Below are 19,623 nucleotides of genomic sequence, written 5' to 3'. Positions count from 1 at the left end.
GACCAGACCATGACCATCGACCCCTGCAACCTGAAACTGCTCTACCAGGGACGATCCCCCAGCTCCGGCGGAGACTACGGCCTGCTGCCGTACCGCCCCGGCCTGCTCACCCGAACCGTTGGAGCGACCTCATGAGGAAGCACCTGATCGCCGGGGGCACTGTCGTCCTCGCCGCCGCGTTCACCGCCGTCGCCCTGCCGGCCGCCGCGGCCGCGGGCTGCTCGGTCGCCTACACGGTGTCGTCCCAGTGGCAGGGCGGCTTCGGCGCCAACGTGACCGTCACCAACCTCGGCGACCCGCTGACCAGCTGGACGCTGACCTGGTCGTTCGGCGCCGGGCAGACCGTCACCCAGGCCTGGAACACCACCCTGACCCAGAGCGGCGCCGCGGTCACCGCCAAGAACGTCAGCTTCAACGGCAACGTCGCCACCAACGGCACCGTCGCGTTCGGCTTCAACGGCGCCTGGACCGGAAGCAACCCCGCCCCCACCGCCTTCGCCCTCAACGGCGTCGCCTGCACCGGCGGCACCACCACCCCCACCAGCGGCCCTCCCTCTGCTGCGGATGTCACCGTCAACACCGCGACGAAATACCAGACCGTCGACGGTTTCGGGGCCGCCGTGTCGATCTGGGGCAGCGCCTGGTCGACCGCCGAGACACAGACCCTGGTCGGCCTGGGCGCCAACCAGTTCGGCCTGTCCATCGTGCGGACCGGCATCTCACCGGTCTCCAGCGAATGGTCCACCCAGGTCAGTGCTTTGAAGACCGCCGAGTCGTACGGCTCCGGCGTGAAGATCCTGGCCTCGCCCTGGACGGCGCCCGCCGCCTGGAAGACCAACAACAGCCGGGTCAACGGCGGCAAACTGAAGACCGACTACTACGACGACTACGCCGGACACCTCAACAGCTACGTCCAGTACATGCGCGGGCAGGGCGTGACCGTCGACGTCACCTCGGTGCAGAACGAACCGGACTGGCACCCCGATTACGACTCGATGGACTGGAGCGGCACCGAACTCCGCGACTTCGTCCGTGACCAGGGCGCCAAGGTGCAGAACACCCGGCTCATGGTCGCCGAGGCGGTGAACCTCAACTACAGCTACACCGACCCGACCCTCAACGATGCGACCGCCCGCAACAACATCGGTTACATCGGCGGTCACCTTTACGGCACCGAGGCGTCCGGCCGGCTCGCCAATTACCCGCTGGCCGGGCAGAACGGCAAGCCGGTGTGGATGACCGAATGGAACTTCCACGAGGCCGACGGCAGCGGGTCCAACATCTGGGGAAACCCCGCCAATCAGGCGGTCTGGGACGAAACCTTGGACACCATCATGCGTACGGTCCACAAATCCATGGAATCGAACTGGAGCGCCTACATCTGGTGGTACGGCAAGCGCTTCTACTCGTTCATCGGTGACGGCGAGTCCGCCTACGGGACCACGGCCGGCGCCCCGCTCAAACGTGGATACGCGTTCGCCCAGTTCTCGAAATACGTCCGCCCCGGCTACCAGCGGGTCGCCCTGACCAAGAGCACCAAGGCGTCACCGCTGGAGATCACCGCCTATCAGGGTGGCGGCAAGCTGACCCTGGTCATGCTCAACCGTTCGACCAGTGCCGTCAGCAACGCGGTCATCCAGGCCCCGCAGAACGTGGCGGCCGCCGAGCACTACCTGACCTCACAGAACGCCAGCGCCGCCGCCCAGCCGACGACGGTCAACGGCGCTCAGGTGACCGTCAACGTCCCGGCCCGGAGCATCTCCACCCTCGTGCTCACGCTGTGAGCTGACTCCAGCGCAGCCGCGTCGGGCGCGGCCTCCCGCCGCGCCCGACAGACGGTCACCCCGTTCCCAGCAATCTCGCACGGTTCTACCGGTTCCCAGCCACCTTGCACGGGTCTACCGGTTCCCAGCAACCTTGCACGATTCTCCGCGTTCCGGGAGATCTTGCAGGGTTCTCCTCGTTCGCAGCGATCTTGCACGATTCTCCCTGTTCCCGGCGATCTTGCACGATCTTTCACGTCTGGGCGCGCCTTTTCGTGCAAGAACTATTCCTCGGTGGCGATCTTGCAGCATTCTTCCCCTGTGGCGCGGAAAGGGCTGCAAGATTGGCAGCAGCGTGCACATTCGTGCAAGATCCAGATGGTTTCCGGAGCCCCGCCCTCCGCGATCCTGTTGATTTCGGCCGCACCTGTCTCGTAGAACTCCACAAGATCGGCAGGAGGCGCGGGACGCGATTCCGGAATGGCGCGGCGAGCTCGGCCGGGGCTGTGCCGACGGCATTGCACGACGGCCATTCAGAGAAAAGGAGGCGAGCGTTCGCTGATCGTGTGGCGCTGCCGGACCCGGAAAAAAGAAATGTGACTCGCCTATCATGTTCACGTTTCATGCCATTAACATGAGGGCTCGCCGGGGTCCGCCGGCGCAGCGATGGGGGTCGCCGGTGAAGGCAGGTGGCGGCGGGGCCGACAGCCGAGCCCGTCTGGGAGACGCCGACCGGCACGACGCCGTAACAGAAAACCGCACCGGGGTCACCGATCTGGTGGTGGCGGCCCGGGCCGGCGACAGGCACGCCGAGCAGGAATTGATCGCCGCCCACCTGCCGATGCTCTACCGCATCGTGGGCCGGGCCCTCGACGGTCACGCCGACGTCGACGACGTGGTCCAGGAGACCGTGCTGCGGGCGCACCGGGAGCTGCCGGCCCTGCGTGCGCCGGCCAGCTTCCGGTCGTGGCTGGTCGCCATCGCCATGCGCCAGACCAGCAGCCGCCTGCGCGCGTGGCAACGTGACCGGGACCGGACCGCCACTCTGGACGACGCCACCGACATCCCCGACCCGGACGCCGAGTTCGCCGACGTCGCCCTGCTGCGTCTGGGCCTGTCCGCGCAGCGCCGGCAGGTCGCCCACGCCGCCCGCTGGCTCGACTACGACGATCAGGAGCTGGCCGCCCTGTGGTGGCAGGAACTGCTCGGCGATCTGACCCGCGCCGACGTGGTGGCCGCGGTCGGCATCGGCGCCGCACACACCCGGGTCCGGCTCCAGCGGATGCGCCATCAGCTCGACCTGAGCCGGCACCTGGTCGCCGCCCTCGAAGCCGAGCCGATGTGCCCGGGCCTGGAAGCCCTCACCAAAGGCTGGACCGGGGTGCCCGGCCCACGCTGGCGCAAACGGTTCGCCCGGCACGTCCGCGACTGCACCCGCTGCGTGTCGGCGAAGATCGACCTGATCCCGATGGAACGCCTGGTCCTGGGCGGCTCGATGGCGCTGCTGCCGATCGGCCTCCCGCCGGCGGGCGAGGCGGCCGGCGTGGGTAAGGCGGCCAGCGTGGGTAAGGCGGCCGGCGGCGGTTGGTTCGCCCATTCCGTCGGCGTCAAAGCGGCAGCCGTGGTCGCGGTCGGCGTCACCGTCTCCGGCGGCGCCTATGTCGCGCTGTCCGACACGCCACCGCCGGCAGAGCGAACGGCCGCCGCCGGGTTAGAGCGGACCTCCGCCGCACCGGCCGGGCAGACGTCAGCCGTGCCGGCCGCCTCGACGGCCGGCCGGACAGTGGTCCTGCACCCGGCCGGGCGGCCGGACGTCAGCGTCACCATCGACGGCGAATACGTGGTGACCACCTCCGGCGGCAGCGGAACACCGTTCACCGCCGTCCCGGGGATCGCCGAGACCGCCTGCATCTCCCTGCTCGCCCCCGACGGCCGCTACGTGCGGCACGCCTCCTTCCGGCTGATGCTCAGCGAGGCAGAGGACCGGCAGCTGTTCCGCCAGGACGCCACCTTCTGCCCGCAGGCCGGCAGTGTCCCCGGCACGGTCCGCTTCACGTCCTCGAACTACCCGTCCCGCTTCATCCGTGTCGTCGACGGCAGGCTGGGCCTCGCCCAGCAGGAGAACACGGCCGGGTTCGTCGAGGACTCCACCTTCCGGTGGTGACGGGTCAGGCCGCCACGTCCACATAGATCCGGCCGGACGCCTCACCGATCCGGTAACCGACCCGGTCGTCCAGGCCCAGGGCGATCGACACGTGCCCCTCGAAGTCGCCGACCACCGCGTACGAGCGCAGCATCGGCAGATTGATCCGGTGGGTGCCGGACACCGTGACCGTGCCGTTGTCCCGGTGTGCCTGCGCCGGGGTGAGGACCAGCAGCAGGTACGCCCGGCCGGGCACCGGGACGACCCGGTCGGACGGGTCGGCGCGGACCTCGTCGACATACCGGGCCGAGTAGCCGGGGGCCGGGCCGCTGATGTCGAACACGATCCGGTCGTACCCCTCGGCCGGGTGTGCGGCATGCCGGACGCCGGTCAGCACCGGGACCGGCGGCACTGCCGGGCTGCGCCGCACGGTCACCGGATCCGTTGTCCAGGTCGTGGTCGCGCCCCGCGCCGGGGTGGTGGCGGTCGCCGCCGTCGCCGCCGGGGGAAGCGAATGCACCGGGGCGCCCGAGGGTGGCGGTGCGGCCGGCATGCCGCTCGCGTCGGTGGCGGAGTCGCAGCCCGCCGGCAGCGTGAGGACCGCGACGACGAGGACGGCCGGGACGAATCGGCGACGGCATCGTGACAGCAGGGACATGGCGGCCTCCACCCCGGACTTTCACCTGGTCCCACGGTCCGTCCCGGGGGTGCCCCACGGCAAGCCTGTCACCTGCTGGGATTCGCGCCATCCGGTCAGGCGGGCATGCGGGTGACCCGCCGGACCACCGCGTCGAAGGTGCGGTCGGGCAGCGCCCCGTGCAGGAAGATCAGCGGCTTGGCGCCGAACCCGACCGCGTACCGGGTCCGCGGGCGCCGGGCCCGGACCGCCTTCGCCACGGTCCGGGCGATCAGCTCCGGCGGCGACGAATAGCGTGCGGACAGGTCGGAGGTGAGCGACGCGGCGACGGCGTCACCCTGGGCGGCGTAGGGACCGTCGCCTGACACGGCACGAACGTTGTCGGCGGCGATCCCCGGCCACTCGGTGCGGATGCCACCCGGCTCGATCACGACCACGTCGATGCCGAACGGCGCCACCTCGATTCGCAGGCAGTCGCTGATCGCTTCGAGGGCGTACTTGGTGGCGTGGTACCAGGACCCGAGCGGCGTGTAGATCTTCCCGCCCATCGAGGTGACGTTGACGATCGTGCCGGACCGTTGCCGGCGCATGTGCGGCAGCACCAGCTGGGCGAGCCGGGCCGCGCCGAACACGTTCACCTCGAACTGGCGGCGGGCCTCCTCCATCGGCACGTCCTCGAGGGCGCCGTACGAGCCGTACCCCGCGTTGTTGACCAGGATGTCGATGCGGCCCTGCTCGGTGACGATCCGGTCGATCCCGGCCTGCATCGTCTCCTCGTCGGTGACGTCCATCGCCAGCACGTGGATGCCGCTCGCGGCGAGGTGCTGCATGCGTTCGACCCGCCGGGCCGCGGCGTACACGATGTGGCCGGCCTCGCGCAGCTGCTTCGCGGTGGCCTCGCCGATGCCTGACGACGCGCCGGTGACCAGGGCGACCTTGGTGCTCATCTGTGGTTCCCTCCGAACGGTGATGAAGTCACCACTGACGTTAGGAAGCCGGGCTGCCATGTTCACTAGCGCAGCGCGCCGACCCACTTGCATTACGCGCCAAGAGTGCGAGTGCGGTGGCGCCCGCTGCAGGCCGGCGGACCGGCGGAATCACTAGTCTGGCCGGGTGAGCGGCGAGCGATTCATGCTGGACCCGAACCTCAAACCGTTGCTGGCCGACCTGCAGGTCTCGCCGGCACGGGTGCTGCGCCGGGCCGGGCTGCCGGGGGACCTGTTCGCCCGCGGCCCGGTGGCCCTGATTCCGGAGGACTACTTCCGGTTCTGGCAGGCGGTCGACGACGAGGCCGGCGACCCCGCCCTGGTGGTACGGCTCGCGCAGTCGATCTCGGCCGAGATGTTCAGCCCGCCCCTGTTCGCCGCCCTGTGCAGCCCCGACCTGGTGACCGCCACGCAGCGCATCGGCACGTACAAGCCGCTGATCGGCCCGATGCGGCTGACCGTGGAGCAGGACGCCGGCGAGCTGACGATCGGCAACCACTGGCCGGCCGGGCTGCGCCCGCCGCCCCTGCTGGCCATCGCCGAGCTGGTCTTCTGGGTGGCCCTGGCCCGGATCGCGACACGTCACCAGGTCCGCCCGATCCGGATCGGGCTGCCGCTGCCGCCGGCCGACCCGGAGGGTGTCGCCGCCTACCTGGGCATCCGGGTACGCCGCTCGGACACCCACGACATCACGTTCGCCGCCGCCGACGCGCGCCGGCCGTTCCTGACCGAGAACGAGCAGATGTGGCAGTTCTTCGTCCCGGACCTGCGCCGCCGGCTGTCCGACCTGGAGGCCGCCGCGAGTTCCGCCGAACGGGTGCGGGCCGCGCTGCGCGAGACCCTGCCCGCCGGCGACCCGTCGATGACCGCGGTGACCAGGCATCTCGCGGTCAGTTCAAGAACATTGCAACGGCAACTGCGCGAGGAGGGTACGACGTACCAGGAGGTGCTCGCCCGTACCCGCGAGGATCTGGCCCGTCACTACCTGAGCCGCAGCGGCATGCGTACCGCCGAGATCGCGTTCCTGCTCGGCTACGGTGACTCGAACTCGTTCTACCGGGCGTTCCGGACCTGGACCGGGACGACCCCGGAAGCCGTGCGGGCTTCCGGGGCCGCCTAGCGTCAGCCGAGGCGCCAGAACTGGGCGGCCAGGCCGTTGCAGGGGTAGAGCGAGAGCCGGGCGCCGTTGGCGGCGTCCCAGTTGTAGTTGTCCAGGCAGGTGTTGCCGGCGACGTTGCGCAGCGAGAACCAGCCGCTGCCCCGGTCCTGCACGATCCACTGCTGGGCGGTGGAGCTGTTGCAGGTGTAGAGGCCGATGTCGGCGTTCGACGCGGTGCTGTTGTTGATGTTCGACAGGCAGGTGCCGGTGTTGCGGTTGCGGATCTCGTAGTAGGTGCCGTTCTTGTAGTTCAGCTCGAACTGCTGGGCAGTGCCGCCGTTGCAGTCGTAGAGCCGGACCAGGGCGTTCAGCGTGGTGTCGCGGTTCCAGTTGTCGACGCAGCGGTTGCTGTGCTGGCCGCGGATGCCCGGGTTGACCACGGTGCTGGGGATCGGCTGGCCGAAGAACGGGTCGCCGTTCTCCCGCCACAGCAGCTGCTGCATGCGGGTGTGCCGGTTCGGGTCGGTCAGCGCGTCAGGGGTCGGGGTGGCGTAGTCACGGGCGTGGTAGACCAGCATGTCGGTGACGCCGTCCTCGGCCACGGTGAAGCTGCCGTGCCCGGGGCCGTAGACGCCGTTGGCGGTCTGGAACACCGGGTTCGGGTGCTTGTACCAGGACGCCGGGTTGAGCAGGTCGGCGGTGTCCCACGAGGACAGCAGGCCCAGCTTGTAGCGGGAGTCGGTGGCCGACGCGGAGTACGCGATGTAGACCCGGCCGTTCTTGACCAGCGGGGACGGGCCCTCGACGACGCCCGCCACGCCCTCCTTCTCCCAGGCGACGGTCGGCCGGGCGATCTCCACGGCGGTGCCGGTGATCGCGGTCGGGCTGCTCATCCGGGCGAGGTACATGTGGCTGTTGAAGCTGGTGTCCGGGCTGTCCTGGGCCCATGCGAAGTAGCGCACGCCCTTGTTGACGAAGACCGCCGCGTCCAGCTGGAACGACTCCCAGCCGGTGTTGAACCGCTGCGGCGCGCTCCAGGTGCCGGTCATCGGGTTGGCGCTGGTGTTGCGGATCCAGTAGAGCCGCTGGTCGAACTGGGCGGTGTTGGGCGACGCGGAGAAGTACATGTACCAGGCGCCGTCGATGTACTGGATGTCCGGCGCCCAGATCCAGCCGCTGAGGGCGCCACTGGACGGTGCGACGAACGCGTTCGAGGTCGCGGCGCTGCCGAGCCCCTGGAGGGTGGTAGCGCGGCGCAGCTCGACCCGCTTGTAGTCGGGCACCGAGGCGGTCATGTAGTAGTAGCCGTCGGTGTGCTTGAAGATCGCGGTGTCGGCGCGCTGTTTGATGACCGGATTCGTGATCGAGATGAACTGGGCGGACGCCGGGGCGGCGAGTCCGGCCAGCAGCACGACCATCAGGGCCAGCACGACCGTGGCTTTGCGGCGTATGCGAGCGGGGAAACCCATGGACGACTTCCTTGCAGGCGGGGGACGGTACGACGTGTGATCGTTAACATGCACGTCGATTCGATGCACGTCAAGAAACCTCGCCGAAATCTGCGTGTCGTGTGGATTCGTGTGCCTTGTTAAGTCTGTCTATGTCTCGTAACATGCCGGTCACCATTGTGAGCGTTAACCAAGGGGGGCCGTGTGCGCCTACGTGGAATGTTCCTCGCCCTGTTGACGGTGGTGGCGCTCGTCGGCGCCGCCCCGACGCCGAGCGCCGCCGCGCCCGGCGCCACCTTCCAGAACCCCGTCGTGGGCACGCCCAACAGCGCCGACCCCTGGATGGGCTACTACAACGGCAGCTACTACTACGCGGCCACCACCTGGACCGGCAAGATCCTCATCCGGAAGTCGTCCACTCTGGCCGGGCTGAAGACGGCGGCCGAGACGACCGTGTTCACGATGTCCCAGCCCAACGCCGTGTCGAACATGTGGGCGCCCAGCCTGCACCTGCTCAACGGGCCGAACGGCCAGCGCTGGTACCTGTACTACTCGGCCGGCCCCGCCGCCTGTTGCGGTGGGCAACGCCAGCACGTCCTGGAGAGCTCCGGCACCGATCCGATGGGCCCGTACACGTACAAAGGCGCCCTGGTCCTGATGCCTGACAACGGGTGGTCCATCGACGGCAGCGTGATGACCGTCGGCGGGGTCAACTACTTCGTGTTCTCCGCGTTCAACAACAACGGCGGCTTCGAGAACGGCGGCCTGCAGAGTCTGTTCATCACCCGCCTGACCAACCCGTGGACACCCGCGGCGCTCGGCACGATCATCTCCGAGCCGACGTACGCCTGGGAGAAGGTCGGCAACCCGGTCAACGAGGGCCCGTTCGTGCTCCAGCGCAACAACCGCACGTTCCTCACCTACTCGGCGAGCTACTGCGGCACCCCCGACTACAAGATCGGCGCGCTCGAACTGACCGGCACCGACCCGCTGGCCCGCGCCTCGTGGACCAAGATGGCCAATCCGCTGTTCCAGCGCAGCGACACCAACGGGGTGTACGGGCCGGCGCACCACAGCTTCTTCAAGTCACCCGACGGCACCGAGGACTGGATCGTCTACCACGCCAACGACTCCACGTCCCAGGGGTGCGGGACCACGCGGACCAGCCGCGCGCAGCGGATCTCCTGGAACGCCGACGGCACCCCCAACCTGGGTGTGCCGGTCGCCAGGACGACGGTCCTGGCCGGACCGTCCGGCGAGCTCGGCAATCCGGGCGCGGTCACCGTCCAGCGGATCCAGTCCTACAACTTCCAGGATCGATACGTACGGCACTCGAACTTCGCCACCCGCATCGACGCGAACGTGACCCCGGCGCTGGACTCCCAGTTCCGGGTGGTCGCCGGGCTCGCCGACGGCAGCGCGGTGTCGTTCGAGTCGGTCAACTTCCCGGGGTACTACCTGCGGCACAACAACTACGTGCTGCGGCTGGAGGCGAACAACGGCACCGCCACGTTCCAGCAGGACGCCACGTTCCGGCAGGTCGCGGGGCTGGCCGACAGCAGTTGGTCGTCGTACCAGTCGTACAACTTCCCGGAGCGCTACATCAGGCACAGCAACTACGTGCTCCGCATCGACCCGATCAGCACCGCCACCGAACGGGCCGACGCCACCTTCCGCCGAACCTCCTGACCCACCAACCCACTGCCGCCAGCCGTCGCTGAGCATCGTTTCCGCACCCGGAAAAGGCTCGTGAGCGACGGCTGGCGGGCTTACGCGGCGGCGATGGCGGGCTGCAGGAGGGTGCGGGTGATCGCGTCGGCGGGCATCGGCTTGGCCAGGTGGTAGCCCTGGGCCAGGTCGCAGCCGATCTCGCCGAGCGCGGCCAGCGTCGGCGCGTCCTCGATGCCCTCGGCGACCACGGTCAGGCCCAGGTTGTGGCCGAGCTCGACGGTGGAGGCGACCAGCGCCCGGTTGCTGCGGTCCGTGCTCATGTCCTGCACGAACGAGCGGTCGATCTTCAATTCGTCGAGCGGCAGCAACCGCAGGTAGGTCATCGAGGAGTAGCCGGTTCCGTAGTCGTCGACGGAGATTTTCACGCCGAGGGTGCGGAGCCGGTGCAGCGCCTCGATGGCGGTGTTCGGGTCGCTCATGATGCTGTACTCGGTGACCTCGATGCCCAGCTGGTCGCCGGGCACGCCGGTCTGGCGCAGCAGGGCGGCGACCCGGGCCGGGAAGCTCGGGTCGAGCAGCGAGCGTGTGGAGATGTTGACCGCCACCGGCACCCGGTGCCCCATCTTGAGCCACGCCCGCGCCTGGGTCAGCGCCTGCGTGAGCGCCTGGTGGGTGAACCGGTGGATGAGCGTGGTGGCCTCCAGGACCGGGATGAACTCGCCGGGCGAGATCGCCCCCTTCGTCGGATGCGTCCAGCGGGCCAGCGCCTCGACACCCGCCAGCGCGCCCGACCTGATGTCGATCTTGGGCTGGTAGTGCAGGGTGATCTCGTCGCCGGCGTCCAGGGCCCGGCGCAGGTCACCGAGCAGGCTCAGGCGGGCGTTGCTGTCCTCGGTGCGCGTGGCGGCGAACCGGCGGAAACCGAGACGCTGGTCCTTGGCGATGGTCATGGCGGTGTCGGCGTGCCGCAGCACGGTCGGCACGTCCTCGCCGGGGCCGGCGGTGGCGGCGCCGACGCTGACCTCCAGGTCGACGGTGATGTCGTCGATGACGAACGGCTCGTCGAACGCGTCGGTCAGCCGGGTGGCGATGGTCTCCCCGATGTCCGGTTCGGCGTCCCGCAGCAGGATGGCGAACTCGTCGCCACCCAGCCGGGCCACGAAGTCCTGCTCCCGTACCGAATCCTGCAAGCGCTTGCCCACGTGGGTCAGGAGCACGTCGCCGATCCGGTGCCCGAGCTGGTCGTTGACGTCGCGGAAGCCGTCCAGGTTGACGACCAGCACGGTGGCCCGGCCCGGGCGCGGCTGGTTCGGCCGGCGGCGGTGGCTGGCGTCCTCGGCCAGCGCGAGCTCGGTCCGGTCGGCGAACGCGGTCCGGTTGGGCAGCCCGGTGAGGGTGTCGGTGGCGGCCATCTTCTCCACCTGGCGCCGGTGCGACCGCGACGACCGGGTGAACATCACCAGCACGAGCAGGCTGACCAGGAACGCCAGGCCGTTGCCCCACAGCTGCCGCTGCGACTCCGATTCGCCGTCGGCCTGCTTGACGGCGTGGTCGGCGAGGTGGTGCTTCTGCTCGGCCAGCACGGTCGCCATGATCGCGCTGGTGGCCGGCTCGATCGTTTCCTCCAGGCGCGCTGCCGCGGCGCCCAGGTCACGCCGGTCGAGCTCGGCCAGGTACGCGTTGAGCTGCGGCTTCAGCGCGAGGTGGGTGTTCACGATGCTGGCGGTGAGCTCCGGGTCCTCGACGTCGACGGTCGCCATGTTCTCCATCGCCACCTGCGTCTGCCGGTGCACGCCGAGCAGCCGCTGACGCTCCTCGCCGTCCGGCTCCTGCAGCGACGCCTGGAGCAGGGCCATCTCCCAGGTGACCAGGTAGGCGGTCTCCTGGTAGGCGTCGGTGTTGGCGCTGTCCGCCGCCAGGTCGGAGACGATCACGGCCTGGCGCCAGCTACCGAAGACGGCATAGCCGGACATGCCCGCCAGCACTACAGCGAGCAGGCCTGCCAGCCACCGCGAAGCACCACGAGCCGAGACCATCATCACCTTCCGGGAGTCCACCGTTCCCTTTTCATCGGCGGACCCCGGAGCCGCTTGACACCTCGCTCGGTTGCACCCCGGGTGCGGCTCCCGGCAACGTCAGGCGTTGAGCCCGAAACGGCGGACCACGTCGGCCAGCCAGGGCCGGTCGACGAACTCCAGGCCGTGTTCGGCGGCCAGCGCGGCGCCCCGCTCCGGATCGGGATCGCCCGCCTCGACCATGTCGACGACCGCTTTGAAGAACATCTCGAACCCGGCCGGGCTGATCACCTCGATCATCCGGGCCGGCTCCGAACCGGCGTTCCACATGGCGTGCGCCTCACCGCGCGGTTTCGTGATGTATCCGCCGGGCCCGAGCACGACCTCCCGATCCTCCGAGCGGAAACCGATCAGTCCGCTGGTCACGATCGAATGCTCATCCTCCCGGGTGTGGATGTGCGGCGGCACCAGCGCGCCGGGCGGGAACTCTTGCTCGACGATCGCCAGCTCACCGCCGTTGTCGTCGCCCCAGATCTTGAAGTCCACGGTGATGGCGCCCAGGTCGCCCGAACGGCCCTCGCCGGGACCCACTACTCGCAATCGGCTCATCCCGACAGCCTGTCAGACGATGGGATCATGCTGATCTCCATCGTGATCCCGGTCTACAACGAGGAACGATTTCTGCGGGCCTGCCTCGACGCGGTCCTCGGGCAGGACGAGCCGGTTCACGAGGTCATCGTCGTCGACAACGGCTCCGACGACGGCACCCGGCGGATCCTCGGCGACTACGCGGGGCGTGTCCGCGTGCTGCACGAACCCTCGCCCGGGGTGCAGCACGCCCGCAACCGGGGGCTCGATGCCGCCACCGGAGACGTGACCGGGCGCATCGACGCCGACACCCGGCTCGATCCGGGCTGGTCACGGGCGGTCCGGGAGACGTTCCGGGATCCGGTCGTGCAGGCCGCGACCGGGCCGGTCACCTACTATGACATCGCACTGGCCGGTCTGGTCGACGGCGGCGACGCCCTTTTCCGGCGGGTGTGGGGCCGCGGCCGTCTCGACTGGCTGCTCGGCGCCAACATGGCGATCAGATCAACGGCATGGCATCTGGTACGGGCGGAGCTGTGCACCGACGGCGACGTGCACGAGGACATCGACCTGGGTATCCACCTGCACCGCACCGGACTGGCGACGGTGCTGGCGCCGGGGATGCGGGCGGGCACCTCGGCCCGCCGGATCCAGAACCGGTTCCGTGACTACAGCTCGTACACCCTGATGACCGAACGCACCTACCGGCGGCATCTCGGCCGCGGCCGGTCCTACGCCCGGGCCTGGCTCACCGGCCGCATTCAGCTCGCGCTGTTTCCCGCCCTGCGCCTGGCCCACGCCCTGGCCCAGCCCGACCGGTGGGCGGCCCTGCGCAGCGACGGCGGCCGGACAAACCCCATGCTGCCCGGCCGCTGAACACCCCGATCCAGGCGAACCCGGCGTACAGCGCCACCCGCTCCAGCAACCCGCTCGGGGTGCCCGGCACGATCCCGGCCGCGTCCAGCAGCACCAGCCCGGTCGCGGCCGCGAACAGCGCCGTCACCATTCCGGCGAGCAGCAGCGCCGGCCGCCGCGGGCCGAGCCGGGCGACCGCCCCGATCCCGGCGACGGCCAGCGTGACCGAGATCATCTGGTGGATCAGCCCGCGCACGGTGTGCTCCACCGGCACACCGGGGGGAAATCCGAGCCCGGCGTCGGTACGCACGGCGGCCAGCGCCACCAGGGCCAGCCCACACCACGCGACCATCGCGGCCGCCCAGCGATCGGCCCGGAACCACAGCCCGGCCCCGGCCAGCAGCAACCAGAAACCGCAGGTCGCGAGGTTGGCCGTGCCGATCCAGCCGTGCTCGCCGAGCGACAGGTGGCTGATCCAGGCGCGTATCGGGTCGTAGCCGGGGCGGGTCAGGCCGTCCACTGTGCTGACCACGATCATCTGCACGGCCGCGAGCACCCCGAAGGCGGCCAGGACCCGGCTCCCTCTGTTCACCCACCGGAGACTACGACGATGCCTCAGGTGGGGTGGCGACGCGTACGGCGTACCGGAAAGATGTCTTCATGTTGTGGGTCTTCTCGGTGTTGTTCTGGGCTTTCATCGTGGTCACGTGCCCGGTCTTCTTCGCCGGCGCGCTGCTGGTGTGGCTGGTCACGCTGCCGTTCGACAGGCGCCGGGTCGCCCTTCATCTGTACTCGTCGGCGTGGGCGTCGTTCTACGTCTACCTCTGCCCGCTGTGGCGGCTGCGGGTCGAGCACCGCGACCGGCTGCCGTGGCGCGGACCGGCCGTGCTGGTCGCCAACCACGCGTCGCTGATCGACATCCTGGTGCTTTTCGCGCTGTTCCGGCCGTTCAAGTACGTCTCCAAGCAGGAGATCTTCAAGGTGCCGGTGATCGGCTGGAACATGCGGCTCAACAGGTACGTGCCGCTGGTCCGTGGCAGCGGCACGTCGGTGCGGCGGATGATGGAGCTCTGCGACGCGCACCTCGACGCCGGCTCGCCGCTGATGATCTTCCCGGAGGGCACCCGCACCCCCGACGGCTCGTTGAAGGCGTTCAAGAACGGCGCGTTCGACCTGGCGGTCCGGCACGGCGTCCCGGTCTACCCGATCGTCGTGCACGGCACCCGGCAGGCACTGCCGCGCCAGGGCTTCGTGCTGCGTGAGCACGTCAAGGCCCGGGTCGAGGTGCTGCCACCGCTGCTGCCGGCCGATTTCGACGACGTGCCCGCGCTGCGCGACGCCACCCGTGCGGCGATCGCGGCCGGGCTCGCCGCACCGTGAGGATCGCCCACTTCTGCGACAGCCACCCCGGCCGCCCGGACGGCGTCACCCGATCGACCGAGATGACGGTACGGCTCCTGCGCGCCGCCGGCCACGAGGTCGACCTCTACCGTCCCGGCCCGCTGCTGCGCCCCGGAGTCCGGTCGGTGCCGGTGCCGTTGCGGCAGGTCCGGGTCGGGCTGCCGTTCACGCCGCGCCCGGCTGACATCGTCCACGCGCAGACCACCGGCCCGATCGGGATGACCGGGTTCCGTGCGGCCGCCGCCTGGCGGGTTCCGCTGGTCGCCACCTGGCACACCGACCTGCTGGCGTACGCCGACGTGTTCGCCGAGATCCCGGCCGGCGCCGCCTGGTGCGCGGTGCGCCTGGGCCTGGGCTGGTCGCCGCGCGAGTTCCTGGAGCTGACCAGGCCCGGCCGGGTCCGCCGGCGGCGGCTGGAAGCGCTCGGCCGGGCCATGTTCGCCCGGATGGCGGTGGCGATCGCCCCGTCGGCGAAGACGGCCGCCGGGTTCGCGGTGTTCGAACCGGCGGCCGAGATCCGTGTGCTGCCGACCCCGGTCGCCGCGCCCGTGCCCGCCCCGGCCGCCGGCGCCGGTGGGAACGTGGTGCTGTCGGTCGGCCGGGGCACCGCGGAGAAGAACCCGGAACTGCTGCTCCAGGCGTTCACCCGGGTGCGAGCCGTCCGCCCGGAGGCCCGGCTGATCCTGGTCGGCATCCAGCAGCAGCGCCGCCACCTGCGGCGGCGCATCGTCGCGCTCGGCCTGGACGGGCACGTCGAGATGCATCCGCCGGTGCCGCACGAGCGGGTCGCCGAGTTCTACCGGGCCGCCGGCGTGCTCGCGTTCACCTCGACCACCGACACCCAGAGCCTGGTGCTGGCCGAGGCGGAAGCGGCCGGCCTGCCCGTGGTGGTCGTCGACCGGGCGCTCGCGGCCCGGCCGGGCACGGCCGACAGTGGCCGTTTCACCTGCGACCCGTCCCCGGACGCGCTCGCCGCCGCGCTGCTGCGGATGCTCGACGACGGCACGTTACGGGCCCGGGTGATCCGCGACGGACTGGCGGCGGCGGCCGCGTACACCCCAGCGGTCTTCTTGAATCGTCTTGAGGCGATCTATGAGCTGGCCTTGTCGGTCCGGGCCCGCTCGTCATAGACCGGCGGCGCGCATCTCGTGGATCGGGCGGTAACGGTCGTCCAGGAGAGTCAGCAGGCTCAGCAGCAGCACGAAGAAGAACGCGCCGGTCAGGTCGGCCTCCGGCCGCAGCCACCAGGTCACCGTGACCAGGCCCATGTTCAGCAGCACCCGCAGGCCGAACGCCACCCCGGTCGGCTCCAGGCCGCGCGCCGACCTGGCCACGGTCAGGCTGATCGCCGAGTTGACCAGCACGAACACCGTGGTGCCGGCGAACAGCTGAACCGGGGTGGCGGTCGTGCCGGGCAGCACCTGCGCGTAGATCACCCACAGCAGGCCGATCAGGGTCACCTTCTCCAGCGTGCCCGCCGACCACAGCCGGTCGTGTGCCGCCACCCACCGGTTGCGGTCGGCCACGGTGACCGCCCCCTCCGGCAGGGGATCGGCGGCGACGTGCCACGACCAGTCGTGCGGGGCCTGCCGGGGCCGGACCACGAACCAGTAGACCAGCCCGAGCAGGGCCAGCCCGGCCACGCACGCCGGGCCGAACCACGGCACCCCGGCGACCGTCTCGGTGAAGTCGAGCTGCGCGATGTGGATCCACCACTCCTGCGGCAGCTTCACGAACACCCAGATCGCCGCGGCCGTCAGCACCCACGCCCGGAGGGTCACCCGCGCCGGATTCCAGAACAGCCGGTACACCTCGTACGCGATGAAGAAGTACTCGAACGTGTTCGGGAAGATCAGCAGCAGCGTCCGCCAGCCGGTCAGCTCGAACGCCACCACCCCGATCAGCCGGTAGAAGTACAGGAACCGGGCCACCCGTACCGCCGGCCCGCTCGTCCAGTTCCGCAGCGTCGCCAGATAGGCGATCGCCAGGTAGTAGACGTCCATCGCCTTGTCGTAGCCCTGATAGCCGGGCGGGTCGAAGCCGAACGCCTGGAAGACCGACTGGTCGATGCCGTCCAGGATCAGCGCGGCCACGATCGCGGGCAGCGGAAACCGCGGAATCAGCAGCGGTACGAGAAACCGCGCGCCCACCACCACGACGAAGACAACGAAGGCCGTCATCGCTCCATGACAGCCGTTGATCAGCGGCCCCGGATCACCCGCCACGCATGACCGGAAGTCACGGACAGAAGGCGGCGAACGTCGTCGGTCGCAGCGACTCGTCGAACGCGACGATGACCGGCGGGCCGGCGGCCTGCGTGAACGTCACCTGCCGGTCGCCGGTGAACTCGGCCCGGATCCGATCGGTGTCCGGGACCCCGTCGAGGCACCTGACGTCGGCCAGGCCGGTGCCGGACACCCGGCTCAGCAGGCCGGCCCGCGTCCGGACCCGCACCCGGTGCCAGTCGGTGCCCTTCCAGTCCTTCTCCCGCACCAGGATCAGATCGTGCCGGCCGTCGGGGGACACGTCGATCACCTCGCTGGACCGCACCTCCGAAGCGAATCCCGACTTCAGGAGCCCGAGGAACACACCGGCGACGAGCACGGCGACCGCGAGCAGGCCGGTGAGGATCCGCACGACGATCGCCGCCGGGCCACGCCTGACCGCCAGCCAGCCGGCGACCGCGATCGACGCGGTGGCGGCCACCGTGGCCAGGATGACGAACACGGCCGAGTCCACGACCGCGTCCACCACCACGTAGTAGGTGGGTGCGGCGAGCCCGAGCACAGCCAGCGCGACGGCCACCGGCGCGGTGAGCGTGAGGGCGACGAGGATGGGCCGGCGACGGCGGGTGGACATCGGGTCATGCTAACGAGCACTGTCGATGGCGACGGTGCTCCCGCGACTACGGCAGGCCCGCCAGGCTGTTGCGGCGGCGCGCGCCGGCGATCAGGTTCACCACGCCCAGCACCAGCAGGCCCAGCCCGGCATAGACCGCGAGCGTGACCAGCGGGCCGCCGATCGGCGCGTCCGGGAAGTAGAGCACCCGGCGTAACAGGGTGGCGCCCGCACCCGGCGGCAGGGCCTGCCCGAACTCGTGCCAGAACACCGGCATCAGCGGGCCCGCCGTCGCCGCGCCGCTGATCGGGGCGCCGATCAGGAAGTACAGCACCCCGCCGACCGCCGCGCCGGCCGCGCCCACGACCGAGACCAGGGCGCTCGTCGACGCGGTCACCGCCAGGTTCACCAGGGCCAGGCAGAGGGTCAGCTTCTCGTAGTCGACGTGCGTGCCGACCCCGAACGCCCGGGCCAGGCCGGCCACCCCGCCACCGATGCAGAACGCGTACAGGACCAGGAACAGCAGCGGCAACTCGCCGCGCGCCGGGTTCGCCCGGTAGCGCGGCACCAGCCGGCCCAGGCCCATCGAGCCGATCGTGCCGCCCAGGATCACCACCTGGAGCATGACGGCCAGGCCGCCGCCACTCGAGTCACCCGACGGCAGCGGCGACATCTCGGTCACCGTCGGCGTCGCGCCGCTCTTACTGATCAGGGCGGTCAGCGTGGCCGCCACCTGGGGCGACGCGGCGGTCGACTTCAGCAGTTCCATACCGGTGGCGCTGACCACCAGCGAGCCGTAGACCTCCATCCGGGCGATCGCGGTGACCGCCTCGTCCCGGCTGCCGTAGACCTTGACGTCGAGCGCGTCCCCGGCCTGCTGCTCCAGCGCCGACCGGGTGGTGTCGTCGCCGACATACCCCAGCGCCACGTGATGCGGCGTCGGCGCGTGCGAGATGCTCAGCAGCGTGCTGCCCAGCAGGGCCACGATCGCCACCCCGAGAACGGCGAGGACCACCGCGCGTACCCAGAAATGATGTTCGCGTTGCCGCTCCTCGGCCGGAGGCAGCTCCTGCTCCACCTCAGCCGCTTCGCCCGCTTCGCCGGCGTCCTCCGCGACCACATCCATGCCCCGATGCTTGCAGAGCCCTCCGGTCCGCGTGCCGATTCGTGGAAACGCCGGCCCGCAGACGCCGCCCTCAGCGGCGCTGGGTGAGCCACCGCATCACGTCCAGCGCATGCGACGCCGGGTCCGGGATCGGGTGGAAGACGTGCTCCACCACGTCGTCGGCGACGACCAGGGTCAACCGCTCATAAACCGAGAGGTCTCCGGTGGTCCGGGTCGGCAGTCCGGCCGCGGCGGCCAGCGTCAATCTCGGATCAGGGATCAGCGGGTACGGCAGACGCAGCCGATACGCCAGTTCGCGCTGGTAGCCGGTCGACTGGGCGGACAGGCCGTACACCCGGGCGGCCCCGGCGGCCAGTAACTCGGCGTGATGGTCACGCATCCAGTGCTCCGGCGCGGCGCCCCGTGCCCCGTGGATCTCCAGCAGGCCACGGGGCAGGTCGACGCCGGGCCGCCCGGTCAACGGGTAGACGAAGACCACACTGCGCCCCGGCCCCAGGTCGTGCAGCCGGATCGGCCGGCCGTCGGTGCCGTAGAACTCCAGCTCGGGCAGCCGCCCGCCGACCAGACCACCCGGCTCGGCGACACCGGCGGCCGGATTTCCGGTGACGATCTGGCGGGCCGCCACGTCGATCCGGGCGTCGAGCGCCTCCCGCTGGGCGGTCAGCTCACCGATGCGCGTCTGCAGGTTGGTCACCGTGCTCCGGAACGTCGCCACCGCCGCCGCGCACACGTCGTCGTCGTTGGCCAGCGACTCCACGAACGGGCGGGTCTCCTCGACGGTCAGCCCCAGCGCCATCAGCTCGCGGATCTGGGCGACCTGCCGCTCGGCGATCGGGTCGTAGTCGCGGTACCCGTTGCCGAGCCGCCGCGGCACCACCAGCCCGGTCTCCTCGTAGTAACGCAACGCCCGGACCGTCGTGCCGGTCCGCCGAGCCAGTTCCCCCACACGCATGCGCAGACCCTAAACCCGTACCCCGGGGTACAGGTCAACGCGATTCTCCTCGCGATGACAACCCGGCCGGCCGGCCGCCAGTCTTGGTCCGGCGAACCAAC

The 19,623-nt window shown here is 70.3% G+C and carries 16 protein-coding genes and 1 pseudogene; 7 read left to right on the top strand and 10 right to left on the bottom strand.

The genetic code is table 11. From position 1 onward, the window contains the following. The first annotated feature begins 131 nt into the window (after positions 1 to 131). Together AB0E94_RS48135 and AB0E94_RS48130 are read left to right on the top strand one after the other, a co-directional pair. Complete coding sequence (locus tag AB0E94_RS48135) at positions 132 to 1,784, top strand: cellulose binding domain-containing protein (protein WP_360341965.1); 1,653 nt, start codon at positions 132 to 134, stop codon at positions 1,782 to 1,784. A gap of 658 nt (positions 1,785 to 2,442) precedes the next feature. Next, the gene (locus AB0E94_RS48130; RefSeq protein ID WP_360341962.1) at positions 2,443 to 3,927 is read left to right on the top strand and encodes a sigma-70 family RNA polymerase sigma factor; all 1,485 of its coding nucleotides are present in this window, start codon (positions 2,443 to 2,445) and stop codon (positions 3,925 to 3,927) included. 4 nt (positions 3,928 to 3,931) lie between these two features. Here the strand turns inward: AB0E94_RS48130 and AB0E94_RS48125 are convergent, their stop codons facing one another. Beyond that, complete coding sequence (locus tag AB0E94_RS48125) at positions 3,932 to 4,564, bottom strand: hypothetical protein (RefSeq protein ID WP_360341959.1); 633 nt, start codon at positions 4,562 to 4,564, stop codon at positions 3,932 to 3,934. Positions 4,565 to 4,659: 95 nt separating this feature from the next. Then, positions 4,660 to 5,490 (bottom strand): oxidoreductase, encoded by an 831-nt coding sequence (locus AB0E94_RS48120; protein ID WP_360341956.1) that lies wholly within the window; start codon positions 5,488 to 5,490, stop codon positions 4,660 to 4,662. 166 nt (positions 5,491 to 5,656) lie between these two features. Between AB0E94_RS48120 and AB0E94_RS48115 the strand changes: the two genes are divergently transcribed. After that, complete coding sequence (locus tag AB0E94_RS48115) at positions 5,657 to 6,649, top strand: AraC family transcriptional regulator ligand-binding domain-containing protein (protein WP_360341953.1); 993 nt, start codon at positions 5,657 to 5,659, stop codon at positions 6,647 to 6,649. A 2-nt stretch (positions 6,650 to 6,651) separates the two neighbouring features. On the opposite strand, the gene AB0E94_RS48110 is transcribed toward AB0E94_RS48115, so the two are convergent. After that, positions 6,652 to 8,097, bottom strand: coding sequence for a family 43 glycosylhydrolase (locus AB0E94_RS48110; protein WP_360341950.1), 1,446 nt, complete (start codon positions 8,095 to 8,097; stop codon positions 6,652 to 6,654). Positions 8,098 to 8,280: 183 nt separating this feature from the next. Here AB0E94_RS48110 and AB0E94_RS48105 point away from each other — a divergent pair, with 183 nt between their 5' ends. Beyond that, positions 8,281 to 9,765, top strand: coding sequence for a family 43 glycosylhydrolase (locus tag AB0E94_RS48105; RefSeq protein WP_360341947.1), 1,485 nt, complete (start codon positions 8,281 to 8,283; stop codon positions 9,763 to 9,765). A gap of 80 nt (positions 9,766 to 9,845) precedes the next feature. Here the strand turns inward: AB0E94_RS48105 and AB0E94_RS48100 are convergent, their stop codons facing one another. Both AB0E94_RS48100 and AB0E94_RS48095 read right to left on the bottom strand, forming a co-directional pair. Then, positions 9,846 to 11,804: a bifunctional diguanylate cyclase/phosphodiesterase gene (locus tag AB0E94_RS48100; protein ID WP_360341944.1), complete on the bottom strand. Its 1,959-nt coding sequence runs from the start codon at positions 11,802 to 11,804 to the stop codon at positions 9,846 to 9,848. 78 nt (positions 11,805 to 11,882) lie between these two features. Continuing rightward, positions 11,883 to 12,371 carry a cupin domain-containing protein gene (locus tag AB0E94_RS48095; RefSeq protein WP_360341941.1) on the bottom strand — a complete coding sequence of 163 codons (489 nt, stop codon included), beginning with the start codon at positions 12,369 to 12,371 and terminating at the stop codon, positions 11,883 to 11,885. Between the two features lie 27 nt (positions 12,372 to 12,398). Here AB0E94_RS48095 and AB0E94_RS48090 point away from each other — a divergent pair, with 27 nt between their 5' ends. After that, entirely contained in the window at positions 12,399 to 13,226 is an 828-nt protein-coding gene (locus AB0E94_RS48090) for a glycosyltransferase (protein WP_360341939.1), read from the top strand. 55 nt (positions 13,227 to 13,281) lie between these two features. Here the strand turns inward: AB0E94_RS48090 and AB0E94_RS48085 are convergent. Further along, positions 13,282 to 13,743: pseudogene (locus AB0E94_RS48085) on the bottom strand (DUF998 domain-containing protein); the annotation flags it as partial. Between the two features lie 122 nt (positions 13,744 to 13,865). On the opposite strand from AB0E94_RS48085, the gene AB0E94_RS48080 reads away from it, so the two are divergent. Further along, on the top strand, positions 13,866 to 14,585 hold the full coding sequence (locus AB0E94_RS48080) for a lysophospholipid acyltransferase family protein (protein ID WP_360341936.1): 720 nt from the start codon (positions 13,866 to 13,868) through the stop codon (positions 14,583 to 14,585). Further along, positions 14,582 to 15,736 carry a glycosyltransferase gene (locus AB0E94_RS48075; protein WP_360341933.1) on the top strand — a complete coding sequence of 385 codons (1,155 nt, stop codon included), beginning with the start codon at positions 14,582 to 14,584 and terminating at the stop codon, positions 15,734 to 15,736. Before AB0E94_RS48080 ends, AB0E94_RS48075 begins: the two co-directional genes overlap by 4 nt. On the opposite strand, the gene AB0E94_RS48070 is transcribed toward AB0E94_RS48075, so the two are convergent. The 4 genes from AB0E94_RS48070 to AB0E94_RS48055 all read right to left on the bottom strand — a co-directional run bounded on the left by AB0E94_RS48070 (position 15,731) and on the right by AB0E94_RS48055 (position 19,522). Then, positions 15,731 to 16,786, bottom strand: a complete 1,056-nt coding sequence (locus AB0E94_RS48070; RefSeq protein ID WP_360341930.1) for a hypothetical protein — start codon at positions 16,784 to 16,786, stop codon at positions 15,731 to 15,733. The two genes, AB0E94_RS48075 and AB0E94_RS48070, sit on opposite strands and share 6 nt — an antisense overlap. A 58-nt stretch (positions 16,787 to 16,844) precedes the next feature. Then, positions 16,845 to 17,465, bottom strand: a complete 621-nt coding sequence (locus AB0E94_RS48065) for a hypothetical protein (protein WP_360341927.1) — start codon at positions 17,463 to 17,465, stop codon at positions 16,845 to 16,847. Between the two features lie 46 nt (positions 17,466 to 17,511). Next, a complete protein-coding gene (locus AB0E94_RS48060; protein WP_360341924.1) occupies positions 17,512 to 18,570 on the bottom strand; it encodes a hypothetical protein in 1,059 nt (352 codons plus the stop codon). Positions 18,571 to 18,640: 70 nt separating this feature from the next. Continuing rightward, positions 18,641 to 19,522, bottom strand: a complete 882-nt coding sequence (locus AB0E94_RS48055) for a MerR family transcriptional regulator (protein WP_360341921.1) — start codon at positions 19,520 to 19,522, stop codon at positions 18,641 to 18,643. Positions 19,523 to 19,623 lie beyond the last annotated feature (101 nt).

The organism is Actinoplanes sp. NPDC026670, assembly GCF_040638175.1.
Lineage (GTDB): Bacteria > Actinomycetota > Actinomycetes > Mycobacteriales > Micromonosporaceae > Actinoplanes.
The sequence above is the reverse complement of the archived record's forward strand: the minus strand, read 5'-3'. Positions and strand labels throughout refer to the sequence as shown.